Genomic DNA, 15,385 nt, shown 5'->3' with positions numbered 1-15,385 from the left:
CTTGCCAAGCATGAAAGGCTGACACGGAGAGACGGGGACGCGGGGACGCGGGGAATAATAAATGACTAATGACTCTTTCAAGTCAGGAGGGTAAGGAGAGGTGTAAATTTTTTCCAGAATTTTCTGAACAGCAATAATCTTCTAATTAGACAGCAACAATCTTCTATACAGCAATACACATGATTCTATATGGTTATTTGAAAGTGTGAAAGTCCCTATCAAATTTCGGTTAGTGGTGTTCAGCCCTTACTAGTTTCCCATTGCTTACTGCCGCGATGCGATTAACAAGATTAACCTCTCGATCGCGATCGCCTTAATCTATGGATGCTAATCTCTAGATGCAGGGAATAATGGGGATCATAATTTAAGCGAACAGTTTTGAGTTGTTGTAATCAACCTCTCTACATTGTGCTTAGATTAAGGTGCTGTGCCACTTTTCATAATCCTGTCACAACAAGGAAGAATTGATGAATGGTACTGATAATCATCGCCTTAATCCCAGTCAGATTCAAAATCAACCCAAAACTGCGATCGCTTTTTTGTACTGAAATACAATAGCCAAAAACAGTGACAACTGTTACAATGCGACTAATTTTATTTTTTGCAACTGCCATTAGAGGTATATTAGGAGTTAAGAGTTGAGATTTTTGATTTTTGATTGCCGATAAAGCCTCTCAATTACATCCAATCACATACAACTCCATCTCCTAAAGACAGCCTTTCTGTGCCTCAAAGCACAACCTTGGGTGAATTGTGGGAATGTATGTCAGCGAGAAGTCTGCTCATCCCAACTTTACGGATTGACATTTATCTGTCCGCAACAACTTAGCTTGCCAGGGATTGTTGTTAAATTCTCAATCTCAACATCGCAGCCAAGATCAAAATAGTGTTCGTTTTCTGTTTCCGAATTCAAACACTGATATTTTGGATGTTCAAGGAGTGTTAGTTTTAACTCGTTGCCACTCAGTAACTCTAAGCCGATGCCGATTCTCAGAACTTCTGGAACTGTTATTTCTCCCTCAGTACCAGGATTTACAAACAGGATCAACTGGTTATTGCCAAGAATTATTTTTTGCCAAATAATTGTCTTGGAATTTACACCAAGTTCTGGTAATAATTTTACGAGGGCATCTTTTAAAGCAGCAGACAATAACGCAGATGTGAGGGAAGCGTTTAAGTCACTTTCCTCTAAAATTAGCTTGCCCGTTACTGGTATAATTTCTAACAGACGTAGAGGTTGACCTTTGAGAACGGAGCTAATATTAACGCGAATATTTTCGGCTGTGAGTTGAATTGATGTGAGGTGAAGTCCTTGATAAACGGCGCGGTTAGCAAAAATAGAAATCTTGGGTATTGTTCCGGTCAAAAGTTGCCTATCACTGGCTTGAATATCAATTTCCAAATCTTGGATGGCGCTAACTTGCGATCGCAAAAAAAGCTGAAGAGCAGCTTTTAACACCCTAGTAACTAAACGGAAGCCGGAGGTTTGTGTCATTTGTGAATTTATTTGGGACATCTTATTTTTCAACCACAAATATTTAGTTTAGTCAAGAAAAATGATTACTCAAACAAGTTTGAACTGTCACATTCGACTTTAGTTAGTAGATTGCAAAACATATACTATTTACTTAACTCTAATTCCTGTAAACTCAGTATTAATATCATGGAGGCTAGGTTACAAAAAATACTTTCTCAGTGGGGAGTAGCCTCGCGTCGCCAAGCCGAGGAAATGATTCGGCAATCGCGAGTGCGGATAAATGGCACATTGGCGCATATCGGACAAAAAGTCGATCCCGATTGTGACATCATCACTGTTGATGGTAATCCGATTACTGTAGCAGCACGTCCAGAATTGATATATTTATTGCTAAATAAACCAGTTGGAGTCGTTTCGACTTGTGACGATCCGCAAGGAAGACCAACAGTTTTAGATTTGCTACCGCAAGAATTAAATTCTGGTCAAGGGATTCACCCCGTTGGTCGTCTTGATTTTGAATCGACCGGAGCATTAATTTTGACCAATGATGGCGAGTTGACTTATCAACTTACGCACCCGCGTCACAGTATATCTAAAACATACCGTGTTCTCCTGCAAGGACATCCGTCCGAAAGTGTGTTAGAAACATGGCGACAGGGAGTAATACTTGACGGTAGAAAAACGCGAAAAGCATTAGTGCGCGTCATCAAAAGATTGGCAAACCAAACCAGTATAGAGATTGTGTTAAAGGAGGGACGAAATCGCCAAATTCGTCGTGTTGCTGAGATTTTAGGATATCCAGTAATCAAACTACAGAGGACTGCGATCGGTCCAATTAAATTACATTCACCAGGACAATCTTTTTTACCAGAGGGTTCCTATCGTTCCCTCACAGATTTGGAAATTGGCAATTTACATTCATCTGTTTCAATTAGTTCCTATTGACGATTTTGCTGAGTTAAGGAGTAGTAAAGAAAATGAAATGGTTGCGAAGGAAGGAAACACAAGCACTAAATCCTTCAGTTGAGGAGCAAAGAGAGCAAGCACTCGCAGAAATCGGAGCAAAACTAAAATCTACACGGGAAGGATATGGTTTTGAGCTTGATGATGTGGTTAACTATACAAAAATAGTTCGCAAATTGTTAGAAGCAATTGAAGAAGCCGATTTAAACAATCTGCCGGAACCAGTTTATATTCGGGGTTTAATCAGAAGATATGCTGATGCACTCGGTTTGGATGGAGAGCAAATGGCAAACCAACTTCCAATAGAGGAGGTTCACCGTGTCAACCTCAAACCCAGTTGGACAGAAAATTCCCGGCAACTCCGTCCATTCCATTTGTATTTACTTTATATCGGTGTCATTGTTTGTTCGGTTAGTAGCCTGTCGCATGTTTTAAATACAACCACAATTGCCAATAATTTAGAATTGGAAGCAAAATCTCCAAAAGAAGTATTTACTTCTAAACAGCAAGACAAGGAACTAACCCTAGAATCGGTAAACAATAAACAAAACAGTAACATTAATGGCGACTTGAACAATAAACAGGTACAAGTCGGTGTAGTCCTCAAAGACTCATCATGGATTCGTGTAGAAGTTGATGGGAAAACAGAATTTGAAGGACGTTTACCTCAAGGAACTAATCGGACTTGGAAAGCACAATCACAACTAACTGTCAAAACTGATAATGCTGGAGGGGTGATGGTTAGTGTTAACCAAGAACAACCCAAGCCAATGGGAAAACTAGGAAAAGCTGAACAAGTTACAGTTGCGGCGAATACTCGATCTTGAAGAAAGATGCGGGGATGCGGGAACAAAGAGATTTGGCAAATATCTCCTTTTCCCAGCTTCCTCTTTGCCTTTCCCACTGTCCAGGTTTTCCCTTCTTCGCTCTTGCTACTTCTTCTGGGGTGCGCGTCCGTAGAGAATAGTTAAATCCCGCAATTTTGTGCTTAGGTCTGAGGTTAGCATATTCGGTTGATATCGCCACTCCCAGTTACCTTCCGGTTTGCCAGGAAAGTTCATCCGCGCATCGGTTCCCAAGCCGAAGATATCCTGTAATGGAATTATCGCTTGATTTGCGATCGCGCTTAATGCCAAGCGAATTAAATCCCAGTGGATACCGTCGTTACTTATACTGCCTAAATACATCCAGAGATTGCGTTTTTCCCAATCATTAGCATTATTCCACCATCCCACACTCGTATCATTGTCATGAGTGCCTGTATAAACTACAGCATTGCGTTGGTAGTTAAATGGTAAAAATGGGTTGCCAGGATCGGAACCAAAGGCAAATTGTAAGACTTTCATTCCTGGAAATTCATATTTATCGCGCAATTGCTCGACTTCTGGGGTTATCACTCCCAAATCTTCGGCTAGAACGGGTAGTTTACCTAATTGTTGGCGAATAGCAGCGAATAACTCATCTCCAGGAGCTTTTACCCATTCGCCATTTTCTGCGGTTTCCTCGCCTTGCTCAACAACCCAATAAGCCTCAAATCCGCGAAAATGGTCGATACGAATAATATCGACATAATCAAGCATTGCTTCAAAACGCTGTATCCACCATTTAAAGTTTTGTTTTTGGAGTGCTTCCCAGTTGTAAACAGGATTGCCCCAAAGTTGACCTGTAGCGCTAAAGTAATCGGGTGGGACACCAGCCATTAAAGCTGCTTCGCTAGTTTCTTCATCCAAACAAAAGATATCTGGATTCGACCAAACATCGGCGCTATCCTGAGCCACATAAATGGGGATATCGCCAATAATTTCGATCCCTTGCTTGTTTGCGTAGGTTTTGAGATGAGACCACTGATAAAAGAATTGAAATTGGAGGAATTTATGGTAGAAAATTAAATCAGCGAGTTCTTGAGTAGCTTTAGCAATCCTTTCTGGTTGACGCTTTGCCAATTCTGGTTCCCACTGCATCCAACTAGCATTTTGATTAACTTCTTTCAAAGCCATAAACAAAGCATAATCGTCTAACCATTTGGCTTTTTTTTCACAAAATTTAGTAAATTCTTTTTTTTGTTTCGCTTCTGCTTGATTTTTAAAATTTTGACAAGCTAATTTGAGTAAATGAGTTTTGTAAGATATAGCTTGGTCATAATCAACTTTATGTGCTGGAAAACTCGGTATGCTGCCAAAATCCCAATCAGCTAAGAGATGTTCTTCCTGTAACTTATCAAGACTTATTAGTAGTGGATTCCCAGCGATCGCAGAATAAGACATGTAGGGAGAATTACCATAACCAGTAGGTCCCAATGGTAAAACCTGCCAATATTGTTGAAAACCCTCTTTCAGAAAATCAATAAAACGATAAGCTTCATCACCCAAATCACCAACCCCAAACCGACTAGGGAAACTGGTTGGATGTAACAAAACACCACTGGAACGAGGAAATGGCATAAATACCCTAACTTATAAAAGGAACCGATAACCCAACGAATTTAGCACGAAACAAAATCAGATTAATTCTATGTATCGAAATCCAGTACCCACAGTTGATATCATTATTGAACTGAGCGATCGCCCTCATCGTCCAATAGTTTTAATTGAGCGTCATCATGAACCGTTCGGATGGGCTATACCTGGAGGGTTCGTTGATTATGGTGAATCTGTAGAATTTGCCGCAAAACGCGAAGCCCAAGAAGAGACAGGATTAGAGGTGGAATTAATCGAGCAATTACTAGTTTATTCTGACCCTAAACGCGACCCACGCCAACATACATTAAGTATTGTGTTTCTTGCCACCGCCACGGGAGCAGCTAAAGCTGGAGATGATGCCAAGAATTTGGGGATTTTTGATCCTTGGCAGATTCCCAACATCTCAAATCAATTATGCTTTGATCACGATCGCATTTTAAGTGACTACTTGAAATATCGAAATTACGGTATACGTCCGCAATTGGCTCTTTAATTCTGGAGATAGGATATTAATTACCAAGCGGTTCCGGAACCGTAAATAATCAGACTTTCTCCTGCAACTCTGACATTCTCTATATCAATGGGGAGCAAAATACCTTTGCTGGTAATTTTCTCTTGGAAATAAACTTCCGAAATCCCAGTATATTGGGACAATTGGGAAATACTGATTGGCAAATTTCCTAACTTGAAATTAGTCTGATTTTCTAAAGCAATTAGATTGCGACTATTATTACTAACGATTGGTTTTCCCTCAACTTCAATATAGAGAGAATTATCTTTAAGTCCAGGTATCTTTGATAACGCTTGGGCAAATTCAGCGCGATTCCCTTCACCCAAATCATTGGCAATTCCTTGTGTATCAACTATGGTACTGATTTTCAACTTGCCATTTTCAATACTAGTAATTGCATCCTTAACAATATCTCCTACAAATTGCGATCGCACCAAAATATCTATATCATTTTGAGTTAATGTGACTTCCCCACGACTAGAGGGGAATTTTGCCAGAGTAGTAGTGATTTTAGTAAAAACACGATTTTCTGCTTCCCGAAGTTGTGCGGGGGTTTGCGGTAAAACTGGAGTTACAGTTTGCGAAGAATCGGCAGAATGCGATCGCTGAGACTGTAAACTAGTTGGCATTCGCGTTAACTGATACCAGACAAATAGCGAAAATAACGCCATCACCGTAACTAAACTACCAGATACCCATAACAACCGCTTTGCTAACACCATATTCAACCAGCTTTAAATACATTTACATCTAAAGACAACCGACTGGATAATCATTTCAGATTTTCAACGATGCAGACCTAACAGATGCGATAATGCCTGATGGAGAAATTATGCGATCGCACTAAACCTATAATATCTATGAAACACCAAGTAATTCGCACCGATAAAGCGCCGGCACCAGTTGGTCCTTATAATCAAGCAATAGCAGCTTCTGGACAAATGATATTTGTTGCCGGACAAATTCCCCTTGAGCCTGAAAGCATGACAATTGTTGGTGATGGGGATATTGTCAAGCAAACCGAACAGGTGATGGCAAATCTTAGTGCAATTCTGACTGCTGCTGGTGGAGATTTCAGCAATGTCGTCAAAACAGGTGTTTTTCTCAAAGATATGAATGATTTTGCGGCGATGAATGCAGTTTATGCCAAATATTTTCCTGAAGATTCTGCACCTGCACGAGCATGTGTAGAAGTCTCGCGTTTACCCAAAGATGTCTTGGTGGAAATTGAATGTATAGCGGTAGTTTAAGCTGTTGTCGCGACATTTTTGCTCAAGAAAGCAGGTGAAAATCCACACAACCATATTTTTGAGGCAAAACAAATAAAAATCAGCTTGATTACTAATAGGATGATTCAGTTTTCAGGTTTCGTTTCAAAGCTGCAATTATCTGAGTGTTTGCTTCTGGAAATGCAAATTTTTCCAATTCATCTAACCCAACCCAGCGTACTTCATCACACTCAATTGCTTGGGGAATTCCGGAAACGTAACAGCAATAATGAACCGTCAGTGTCACTCGTAAATGAGTATATGTATGATCAATAGTAATTAAACACTCTCCGACTTCAATTTCAATTCCTAATTCTTCCTGAATTTCCCGTTTAATACACTCTTCCACGGTTTCTCCTGGTTCTATTTTGCCACCAGGAAATTCCCATAATCCTCCCATGGTACCACCAGGAAGACGGCGATCGATTAATATTTGTCCTGCATCATTCTTGATGACGGCGACACCGATAATTTTGTGTGGTGGATTCATAGGATTAAGGATATTGGGGAAAGGGAAGAAATATTAACTATTTGATTTATCTGTGTTGGCGTAGCCACTCCTCCGGAGTATCGCTTAATTTTACGTATTTAGCCTAAAGAGTAGAAAATTAGATATGGAGAAGATTAGAACCATGTAATATGAATGTAGTTTGTCGTCTTCCTAGAAGAGCCGCACCCAAATAATAAAACTCGGCAAATATTACACATACCTGCCGATCTGATATTTTATAACGAATTGCAACTCATTTTTCGATTTCACCCTGAATATGCAGGGTTAAGATTAAATTTTTGAATATGGAATTTTACTTCTGGACAAGGATTTGGCAGAGAAATAGGCTAACTTTTAGTTGTTTAACTGCGTAGGGGTGAAACCATAAACCTCAAAAATGAAAGCAAAATAAAGTACAAATAATTAATTGACAATCTGCAATTGTTATTGACTATTTACACTACTTTTCGCTGTCATCAGTTTCAGTTCCTTTGAGTGCAACTTCAAAGTTCATCCGTTGTTCAGCATTCCGCAAGAAATAACCGCTCATCATCGCAGAAGCTAATAAACGCCCAAGATTCTCTCTGTTCGTTGTAATTGTCACCCCAAAATGCTCTGAAGGTAGATGCCCCAATAGCCCCATAATATTGCGCTCCATCACTTGAAATACCTCAGCCGAAGATGGCTTAGATAATTGGGTAACGGTTTCAGGACTCAGGGATTTAACGTATTGCCACAGTAAATTACTGGCTTCAGATTCGCTATCAAAAAACTCAGAAACTCGATTCGATTGGTTACTCACTTTTGCCTCCTATACTTCTACAGTTAGCTTATATTGTTATGCAATTTTAATTGTAGATGCTTGTAATCTGTCAGACGATTGTCCGGTTATTGATCGCGTTTTTCTCTTGCAACCTAATGTAACAAGCTTACTGTAATATTGGCAGTCGTTGTAACCGTACTATTTCGAGAGTGTTTTCTCACCAATCCAATATTAGCCAAAATTCATTAACCATCAATACTTACCCAGAATCTAACTTGCCAAATATTCCACCATATCCATCTTGGATTTGCGTAATTTAGTCAGTGCTTCACGTTCGATTTGTCTCACTCTCTCACGACTGATACTGAGGATTTCACCAATACGGGCAAGTGTCATTGATTGTCCATCAGCTAATCCGAAGCGTAGCGATATAACTTCACGCTGTTGGGGTGTGAGGTCTGCCATTAAACGCTCTAATTCTTTAGTAAGGGAAGATTGCATGACATACTCTTCAGGTGTGCCATTTGTATCTTCAAGCATTTCACCGAGTTCAGTGTCATGATTATCTCCCAAACGCAAGTCTAAGGAAAGGGGCGATCGCGATTTTTCGAGATATTCCCGTACCTGTCTGGGTGTCAGATCGAGTTCTTGAGCCAATTCTCCCACACTGGGTGCGCGCCCAAATTGCTGGGACAACTGGCGCTGTGCTTTCTTAATCTTATTTAATTTTTCGGTAATGTGAATTGGTAAGCGAATAGTCCGTCCTTTCTCAGCTATAGCACGAGTTATCGCTTGGCGTATCCACCAATAGGCGTATGTTGAAAATCTATATCCTTTAGTGGGGTCAAATTTTTCTACACCCCTTTGCATTCCAATACTACCTTCTTGAATTAAGTCAAGGAGGTCAACATTTCGTTTTATATATTTTTTGGCAACCGACACAACTAGCCGCAAATTCGCTTCCACCATTTTACGTTTAGCGAATTCCCCTTCGGCGATCGCATGATTTAATTCTTGCGTATCCAGGCTTGTGGCTTTTGCCCACTCGTCCAGAGAGGGTTGACGACCTAATTGAGTTACAAGAGACTCCCTCACGTCATACAAGCCTGCTATTCGCTGCACCTGTTTGCCATAGAAAATCTCTTCTTCGTGGCTTAAGAGTGGCACTTTACCAATCTCACGTAGGTAAGTCCGCACGAGGTCTGTGGGTGTCTGAGCGGTCTTCATGGGGCTAATCTTGAGTAATTGTGTGTGGATAGTTGAGTTGGATATGTAGGCAATTTATATACCTACGATGTGAGTCCCAATCAAGTTGGGATTCTGGGCTGAGATTGTTTTTATCCTGTTTCGGAACAGGTGCCTAGTTAGATAAACTAGTTGCTCTGAATATATGGTTAATTAATTGTGCTTAAGTTACTCTTTTATGCATTTAAGCTGCAAGTACCTTGGGTTAGATAAAGCGTAACTGAGTAAACATTTATTTTCTCATTTTGTATTAAAAATTGTAACATTTATTAGAAATGCTTGGCTACCCCTGATACCAAGATTTTCCAGTTTTGATTAACCATAGGGCGTAAAAATACGCAAAAACGACCCACAGATTTAATTCCGAGAATCATCAAGAAAAGTAAACTTCTCTCATATTAGAGGGCGAGGGAAAAAGGAAATATTTTTGAAATGAATCATTAAATCCTCTATCCCCACGTCCCCATACCCTAAACTGCCGTATATTCCTGAATTACACGCACATCTAAATCAGTGGTTTGTAACGAACGAATTGCGGCGGCAGTGGCTTTGGCTCCAGCAATCGTTGTGATAATAGGGATTTTGTAAGTTAAGGCAGTGCGGCGAATGAGTCGCGCATCAGTTTGAGCTTCTTCTCCAGAGGGTGTATTAATAATTAACTGGATTTTGCGGTTTTTGATGGCATCGAGGACGTGGGGACGACCTTCGTGTAACTTTAATATTAGCTCCACATCTAAGCCATGCTCCTTTAAAGTACGACGGGTGCCCTCCGTGGCAATTACCGCAAAGCCCATGTCAATAAACTCTTGGACTACGGTTACTGCTGCGGCTTTATCGCGATCGCTCATCGAGACAAACACGGTTCCTTGGAGTGGCAATTGCTCTCCGGCACCGAGTTCGGCTTTGGCAAATGCACGTCCAAAATCGATGTCAATACCCATGACTTCCCCAGTCGAACGCATTTCCGGTCCGAGTAATGTATCCGTACCTGGAAATTTGTTAAACGGTAACACCGCTTCTTTGACGGCAATGTGGGCAGGAATTACTTCTTTGGTAAAGTTCAATTCTGTTAAAGTTTTACCCGACATTATTAAAGATGCCAGTTTGGCAAGGGGTACGCCTGTAGCCTTTGATACAAAAGGAACAGTTCGCGAGGCGCGGGGGTTAGCTTCTAAGATGTAAACCTGTGGCGAGTAGCTTTGGGCGTTGATGACGGCAAATTGAATATTCATTAAGCCGATCACTTTCAGGGACTGTGCTAGTTGCACCGTCCAATTACGGATTTTGTCAAGTACCGCAGGTGGTAAAGATATGGAAGGTAAAGCACAAGCAGAGTCACCAGAGTGAATACCAGCTTGTTCGATATGCTCCATAATTCCACCGATGACAACCATCCCTGTGTGATCAGATATGGCATCAACATCGACTTCAATGGCATTTTCCAAGAATTTATCGATCAAAATCGGGTGTTCAGGTTCGACTAATACGGCAAACGTCATGTATCGTTCGAGTTCAGTGTCTGAATAGACGATTTCCATCGCTCGTCCCCCTAAAACATAGCTGGGACGGACAACAACAGGATAACCAATACGTTTGGCGACAACCAAAGCATCTTCATAGGTGCGGGCAATACCGTTGGGTGGTTGAGCAATATCAAGTTCCTTCAGGATTTTCTCAAACCGTTCCCGATCTTCGGCGGCATCGATAGAATCGGGAGAAGTACCCCAAATTTTGGTACTGATATTTTCCCCAGTTCTCTGCAAATACTCTTGCAATGGCAAAGATAATTTTAGTGGTGTTTGTCCACCAAATTGGATGATAATGCCGACGGGATTTTCAGCTTCGATGATGTTGAGAACATCTTCTTTAGTGAGGGGTTCAAAATAAAGTCTATCGCTAGTGTCGTAGTCTGTGGAAACTGTCTCTGGGTTGGAATTGACCATGATTGTCTCGTAGCCAGCATCTTTGAGAGCATAAGCGGCGTGACAGCAGCAGTAATCGAACTCAATACCCTGCCCAATGCGGTTGGGACCACCACCCAAAATCATCACTTTGGGCTTCGTAGTAGGCATGATTTCCGTTTCTTCTTCGTAGGTGGAATAGTGGTAAGGGGTAAAGGCTTCAAATTCCGCAGCACAGGTATCTACCGTTTTGTAAACGGGAATGACACCAAGTTGTTTACGGTAACTACGAACTTCATCTTCGGTGGTTTTTGTGGCATAGGCAATCTGCCGATCGCTAAATCCTTGACGTTTGATTTCATACATTTGCTCTTTTGTCAATTGCGTCAAAGGAATACGTTTGAGGAATTTTTCGACTTCGAGAATTTCCTGCATCTTATCGAGGAACCAATGATCGATTCCCGTGAGTTCGTAGATATCATCAAGACTCATTCCCAATTGCATTGCATGACGCAAAGCAAAAATGCGATCAGGGTTAGGAGTACGAAGTTGAAAGCGGATTTGTTCACCACTGGGTAGTTTTTCTTGGCGATCGCATCCCCAACCAGCACGTCCTGTTTCTAAAGAACGTATTGCCTTTTGGAAGGATTCATTAAATGTCCTACCGATTGCCATGGCTTCGCCGACGGATTTCATTTGCGTCGTCAGGACGGGTTCAGAGCCGGGGAATTTTTCAAAGGCAAACCGGGGAATTTTCGTGACAACATAATCTATTGTTGGTTCAAAGGAAGCTGGAGTTTGTTTGGTGATGTCATTTCTAATTTCGTCCAGGGTATAGCCTACTGCCAACTTCGCCGCCATTTTGGCGATCGGGAAACCAGTAGCTTTAGAAGCCAGGGCGGAACTGCGGGAAACGCGGGGATTCATTTCAATGACAACAACATCACCATTGACTGGGTTAACGGCAAATTGAATGTTAGAACCACCCGTTTCTACGCCAATTTCGCGAATGATTTTGATTGCCATATCGCGTAGGCGTTGATATTCTTTGTCGGTGAGGGTTTGGGCGGGAGCAACAGTAATCGAATCCCCTGTATGAATCCCCATGGGATCAAGGTTTTCAATGGAACAGATAATGACAACGTTATCTGCCAAATCACGCATTACTTCCAGTTCGTACTCCTTCCAACCCAATAATGACTGGTCGATGAGAATTTGAGAAACAGGAGATGCGTCGATACCTCCCTGTGCCATTTCCGCAAATTCCTCTTCGTTATAGCTGATACCACCACCAGTTCCCCCCATTGTGAAGGCAGGACGAATAATTAAAGGATAAGTACCAATCTTGTGGGCAATTTCCTTTGCCTCCGCTAAAGACGAAGCTGTACCGCTAGGGCAGACTGCCACGCCAATTTTAGCCATTGCTTCGTTAAACAGTTTTCGATCTTCGGCTTTTTCAATGGCTGGTAACTTAGCACCGATTAACTCAACACCATATTTTTCCAAAACCCCATTTTTTGCCAAAGCCACGGCAATATTCAGGGCTGTTTGTCCCCCCATTGTTGGTAATAAAGCATCAGGTCGCTCCTTGGCAATCACTTTGGCGACAAAATCTGGTGTTAGTGGTTCAATGTAAGTGCGATCGGCTGTTTCCGGGTCAGTCATAATCGTTGCGGGATTAGAGTTGACCAAAATTACTTCATAACCCTCTTCACGTAGGGCTTTACAGGCTTGGGTTCCCGAATAATCAAACTCACATGCCTGTCCAATGACGATTGGACCAGAACCTACTAATAAAATTTTCTTGATATCGTTGCGGCGGGGCATAGTATTAACTGGGGAGTAGGAGAATACAAATCCAAATTATTGTACGGGAAAAGGGAAACGGGGATGCGGAGACACGACTGGAGGACAAAGAATACATTTTTCTACGCCTCCCACTCTCCCCCTTGCTGTGTCTCCCTTCTGCTCCAATACCTATTCCCCATTCAAAGCTGGAAAATTCTATTATTTTATTTTGGATATTCCCCGTACCAATATTTATTAATCTTCAATTAATCTTGATTAATGGCGATCGCAGTTGCATCTGCATTTTTTACGTAGGCAAAGTTATTAATATAACTTCACTGCCTATTTGCGTAATAATTTAAACTCGTGTTTATTGCGTAAGTTTTAATTTTTTAATGATTTTTTTAATTTTTAATAATTTGATAATGATTGAGGATTGTAGAAAGACGCAAGTATAATTAAAAGGCAGAGAATTCAATGATTGTCTCTCTGCCTTTAGATACATTTTTGTTAAGACTTAAATATTGGTAAATTTTGTCCTAAGTGTTGTAAAAACTTTTGAATGTGTGTTGCATTCGCAAGTCTAAAAATCGCAATCTATTAGTTTCCGGCTAGTTCTCAACTAGTTATGTGCTGGTTGGACAAATCCTAAAGTTAAGCTATCTTTTGCTAAGAAGTGAGATAAATGATAAGCTCTTTCTTCAGTTTTCAGCAGAATTTGCTCGTACAAGTATCGAGTAGCTCTATCTCCTAAGCTTTCTGCCTGGGCAGCTTGACGGCGAATCAGTGCAATCATAGCTTGCTCTGCTTGCAGATCATTTTCTACCATTTGGCGGCATGAAAATACGCCATCAGGTTCTTGTTCAAAACAGCAAAGTTCAGCCAATTTTGTTAGGGATGCAACTGGTACACCTCCAAGCCCATCCAAGCGTTCACCGATGTCATGGACATGTCCTTGTACTTGCTCGTAGCTTTCATTGAAGAACTCATGTAATGAGTGAAATTCTGCACCTTCAACAACAAAATGATGTTTTTGATACTGTAGGTAAAGCGCTTGAAAACTTGCTAATACGACATTAAATCCTTCGCATACAGGAGTTGTGACACTTTTGTCGAGAAGGACAGGATTGTCATAAACTTGACCAAAGTTGCGTAACAAAGTTTTTGTCTCAGACATTGTTCTCCTCCTAATGAACAGTTTTATTTTTATAAACTGCTTAGTCTCTACATACTAGCATCCAAAAATATGAAAGCAAGCCGGATAAATATTAAATAGTTTGATATTTTTTTATGATGGCAATATCTTTGTTTTTGATATTTTGTATAAGTATTTATACAAAATAATTGTAATTAATCGTGCCTGTTCAAATACTCAAAATTAATACAAACTAGTCCTTACCTCTTCCCCCTACTGTGAAGACGACATAAAGCGATCGCAGGTATAATTCCTAAAATCAGGGCAGTAGTTCCTTGTTCGCTTAAATAAGATACTTGGTCGCGGTAAACTTCAGGAATGGAAGTTTGGGTTAAAGATAGTAACCACAATAGGAAACTGATTAATAAAAAAGCGCATGAATTCAGAAAAGTCCACCACCAAGATTTTTTGGTATACCGACGCAAAATCAGCCATTGACAAAAACCAATCCAAATCCCCGAAAAAATGTAAGCACTAGTCGATGCCACACCGAGAATTATTGTTTCCTGAAGAGATAATTCGCGGTTTAAAGACTCAGCAAACGTCCAAATGTAACTTATCCAAGTATCCGATACCTTAGTCGAAACTAGCCAGCCGAAACTAGTTGCAAACAGCCACCACCAACCAGAAATATAACGACGCATAACGATCGCTTGATCGCCGGCAAAAATTAGCGCAAAAATTGACAAACTAGCATAAGTACCCCAATCATACCAAATTTCCTGTACCCCTGGGGTCAATTTTGGCATCAATTGTTCAGTAATACCTTTTTCCACGGCAATACTAACAATCCCACCAACCACCCACCCCACCAGCGTCATGAAAGTAAACGTCAGGAAAAACTGCCGACGCTGCGATCGCGGGATGATGAAGTCGCTGTTCGGTGAGGTATCAATGGCATGAGTTGGAGTCGCATCAACATTAGCAGCATTTTGATTAGGTTCGGCTTGCATAAAAATTAAGTAGTGATTTAGTCTATTAATTTACGTTTTACATTTCTCTTCAAGTTATAGCTGAAGGGCAATAAAAACCCGAATAATTACTGTAAATCCCGATGAATAGGGACTTGTAACTCCTAGACACCTGACTTGACAAATTTAGCATTACCAGAGAACTGTACGTAGTAATGTATAGGAACTGACAAATTTAAACACAAATATGGATGAGAGAAAAGGAAAAAAAAGAAAAGTTAAATTGCCAATCCGTAATCACCAATGCCCAAATTTTTGATTTTTCTGGAACCGGAATTACTACAATTACATTTGATGCTAGATAATGAAAAAGCTTTGACCATAACTACTAAGTTCTCTAGCGCCCATAAAATC

General features: G+C 40.8%; 14 protein-coding genes. 4 read left to right on the top strand and 10 right to left on the bottom strand.

The annotated features are described in order from the left end of the window. Positions 1–437: 437 nt before the first annotated feature. Both VB733_RS17150 and VB733_RS17145 read right to left on the bottom strand, forming a co-directional pair. Entirely contained in the window at positions 438–614 is a 177-nt protein-coding gene (locus tag VB733_RS17150; RefSeq protein WP_323341276.1) for a hypothetical protein, read from the bottom strand. 179 nt (positions 615–793) lie between these two features. After that, positions 794–1,516, bottom strand: coding sequence for a DUF2993 domain-containing protein (locus VB733_RS17145; protein ID WP_323341275.1), 723 nt, complete (start codon positions 1,514–1,516; stop codon positions 794–796). Positions 1,517–1,663: 147 nt separating this feature from the next. Between VB733_RS17145 and VB733_RS17140 the strand changes: the two genes are divergently transcribed. Together VB733_RS17140 and VB733_RS17135 are read left to right on the top strand one after the other, a co-directional pair. Next, the gene (locus tag VB733_RS17140) at positions 1,664–2,422 is read left to right on the top strand and encodes a pseudouridine synthase (protein ID WP_323341274.1); all 759 of its coding nucleotides are present in this window, start codon (positions 1,664–1,666) and stop codon (positions 2,420–2,422) included. Positions 2,423–2,454: 32 nt separating this feature from the next. Next, positions 2,455–3,267 (top strand): helix-turn-helix domain-containing protein, encoded by an 813-nt coding sequence (locus VB733_RS17135; protein WP_323341273.1) that lies wholly within the window; start codon positions 2,455–2,457, stop codon positions 3,265–3,267. Between the two features lie 105 nt (positions 3,268–3,372). Here the strand turns inward: VB733_RS17135 and malQ are convergent, their stop codons facing one another. Then, positions 3,373–4,881, bottom strand: a complete 1,509-nt coding sequence (malQ, locus tag VB733_RS17130; protein ID WP_323341272.1) for a 4-alpha-glucanotransferase — start codon at positions 4,879–4,881, stop codon at positions 3,373–3,375. 70 nt (positions 4,882–4,951) lie between these two features. Between malQ and VB733_RS17125 the strand changes: the two genes are divergently transcribed. Continuing rightward, positions 4,952–5,392, top strand: a complete 441-nt coding sequence (locus VB733_RS17125) for an NUDIX hydrolase (RefSeq protein WP_323341271.1) — start codon at positions 4,952–4,954, stop codon at positions 5,390–5,392. A 20-nt stretch (positions 5,393–5,412) separates the two neighbouring features. On the opposite strand, the gene VB733_RS17120 is transcribed toward VB733_RS17125, so the two are convergent. Continuing rightward, positions 5,413–6,132 (bottom strand): hypothetical protein, encoded by a 720-nt coding sequence (locus VB733_RS17120; protein WP_323341270.1) that lies wholly within the window; start codon positions 6,130–6,132, stop codon positions 5,413–5,415. A gap of 138 nt (positions 6,133–6,270) precedes the next feature. Between VB733_RS17120 and VB733_RS17115 the strand changes: the two genes are divergently transcribed. Beyond that, positions 6,271–6,660, top strand: coding sequence for a RidA family protein (locus VB733_RS17115; protein WP_323341269.1), 390 nt, complete (start codon positions 6,271–6,273; stop codon positions 6,658–6,660). Between the two features lie 91 nt (positions 6,661–6,751). Here the strand turns inward: VB733_RS17115 and mutT are convergent, their stop codons facing one another. The 6 genes from mutT to VB733_RS17085 form a co-directional block, all read right to left on the bottom strand. After that, positions 6,752–7,168: an 8-oxo-dGTP diphosphatase MutT gene (gene mutT, locus VB733_RS17110; RefSeq protein WP_323341268.1), complete on the bottom strand. Its 417-nt coding sequence runs from the start codon at positions 7,166–7,168 to the stop codon at positions 6,752–6,754. 460 nt (positions 7,169–7,628) lie between these two features. Next, a complete protein-coding gene (locus VB733_RS17105; protein ID WP_323341267.1) occupies positions 7,629–7,970 on the bottom strand; it encodes a DUF760 domain-containing protein in 342 nt (113 codons plus the stop codon). A gap of 231 nt (positions 7,971–8,201) precedes the next feature. Then, the gene (locus tag VB733_RS17100; protein WP_323341266.1) at positions 8,202–9,158 is read right to left on the bottom strand and encodes an RNA polymerase sigma factor, RpoD/SigA family; all 957 of its coding nucleotides are present in this window, start codon (positions 9,156–9,158) and stop codon (positions 8,202–8,204) included. Positions 9,159–9,646: 488 nt separating this feature from the next. Continuing rightward, a complete protein-coding gene (carB, locus tag VB733_RS17095; RefSeq protein ID WP_323341265.1) occupies positions 9,647–12,904 on the bottom strand; it encodes a carbamoyl-phosphate synthase large subunit in 3,258 nt (1,085 codons plus the stop codon). 583 nt (positions 12,905–13,487) lie between these two features. Further along, positions 13,488–14,042, bottom strand: coding sequence for a Dps family protein (locus VB733_RS17090; RefSeq protein ID WP_323341264.1), 555 nt, complete (start codon positions 14,040–14,042; stop codon positions 13,488–13,490). Between the two features lie 218 nt (positions 14,043–14,260). After that, positions 14,261–15,013: a hypothetical protein gene (locus VB733_RS17085; RefSeq protein ID WP_323341263.1), complete on the bottom strand. Its 753-nt coding sequence runs from the start codon at positions 15,011–15,013 to the stop codon at positions 14,261–14,263. Positions 15,014–15,385 lie beyond the last annotated feature (372 nt).

Origin of the sequence: Calothrix sp. UHCC 0171 (assembly GCF_034931845.1) — a bacterium.
In the GTDB taxonomy this organism is placed as follows: domain Bacteria; phylum Cyanobacteriota; class Cyanobacteriia; order Cyanobacteriales; family Nostocaceae; genus Brunnivagina.
This window is presented reverse-complemented; position numbering and strand designations above follow the sequence as displayed.

What these genes read in the sequence shown, in the direction of transcription:
- VB733_RS17085 (WP_323341263.1), bottom strand. Translation starts at nt 15,013, where the DNA reads ATGCAAGCCGAACCTAATCAAAATGCTGCTAATGTTGATGCGACTCCA.
- VB733_RS17150 (WP_323341276.1), bottom strand. Translation starts at nt 614, where the DNA reads ATGGCAGTTGCAAAAAATAAAATTAGTCGCATTGTAACAGTTGTCACT.
- mutT (WP_323341268.1), bottom strand. Translation starts at nt 7,168, where the DNA reads ATGAATCCACCACACAAAATTATCGGTGTCGCCGTCATCAAGAATGAT.
- VB733_RS17145 (WP_323341275.1), bottom strand. Translation starts at nt 1,516, where the DNA reads ATGTCCCAAATAAATTCACAAATGACACAAACCTCCGGCTTCCGTTTA.
- VB733_RS17115 (WP_323341269.1), top strand. Translation starts at nt 6,271, where the DNA reads ATGAAACACCAAGTAATTCGCACCGATAAAGCGCCGGCACCAGTTGGT.
- malQ (WP_323341272.1), bottom strand. Translation starts at nt 4,881, where the DNA reads ATGCCATTTCCTCGTTCCAGTGGTGTTTTGTTACATCCAACCAGTTTC.
- VB733_RS17120 (WP_323341270.1), bottom strand. Translation starts at nt 6,132, where the DNA reads ATGGTGTTAGCAAAGCGGTTGTTATGGGTATCTGGTAGTTTAGTTACG.
- VB733_RS17135 (WP_323341273.1), top strand. Translation starts at nt 2,455, where the DNA reads ATGAAATGGTTGCGAAGGAAGGAAACACAAGCACTAAATCCTTCAGTT.
- carB (WP_323341265.1), bottom strand. Translation starts at nt 12,904, where the DNA reads ATGCCCCGCCGCAACGATATCAAGAAAATTTTATTAGTAGGTTCTGGT.
- VB733_RS17100 (WP_323341266.1), bottom strand. Translation starts at nt 9,158, where the DNA reads ATGAAGACCGCTCAGACACCCACAGACCTCGTGCGGACTTACCTACGT.
- VB733_RS17125 (WP_323341271.1), top strand. Translation starts at nt 4,952, where the DNA reads ATGTATCGAAATCCAGTACCCACAGTTGATATCATTATTGAACTGAGC.
- VB733_RS17090 (WP_323341264.1), bottom strand. Translation starts at nt 14,042, where the DNA reads ATGTCTGAGACAAAAACTTTGTTACGCAACTTTGGTCAAGTTTATGAC.
- VB733_RS17140 (WP_323341274.1), top strand. Translation starts at nt 1,664, where the DNA reads ATGGAGGCTAGGTTACAAAAAATACTTTCTCAGTGGGGAGTAGCCTCG.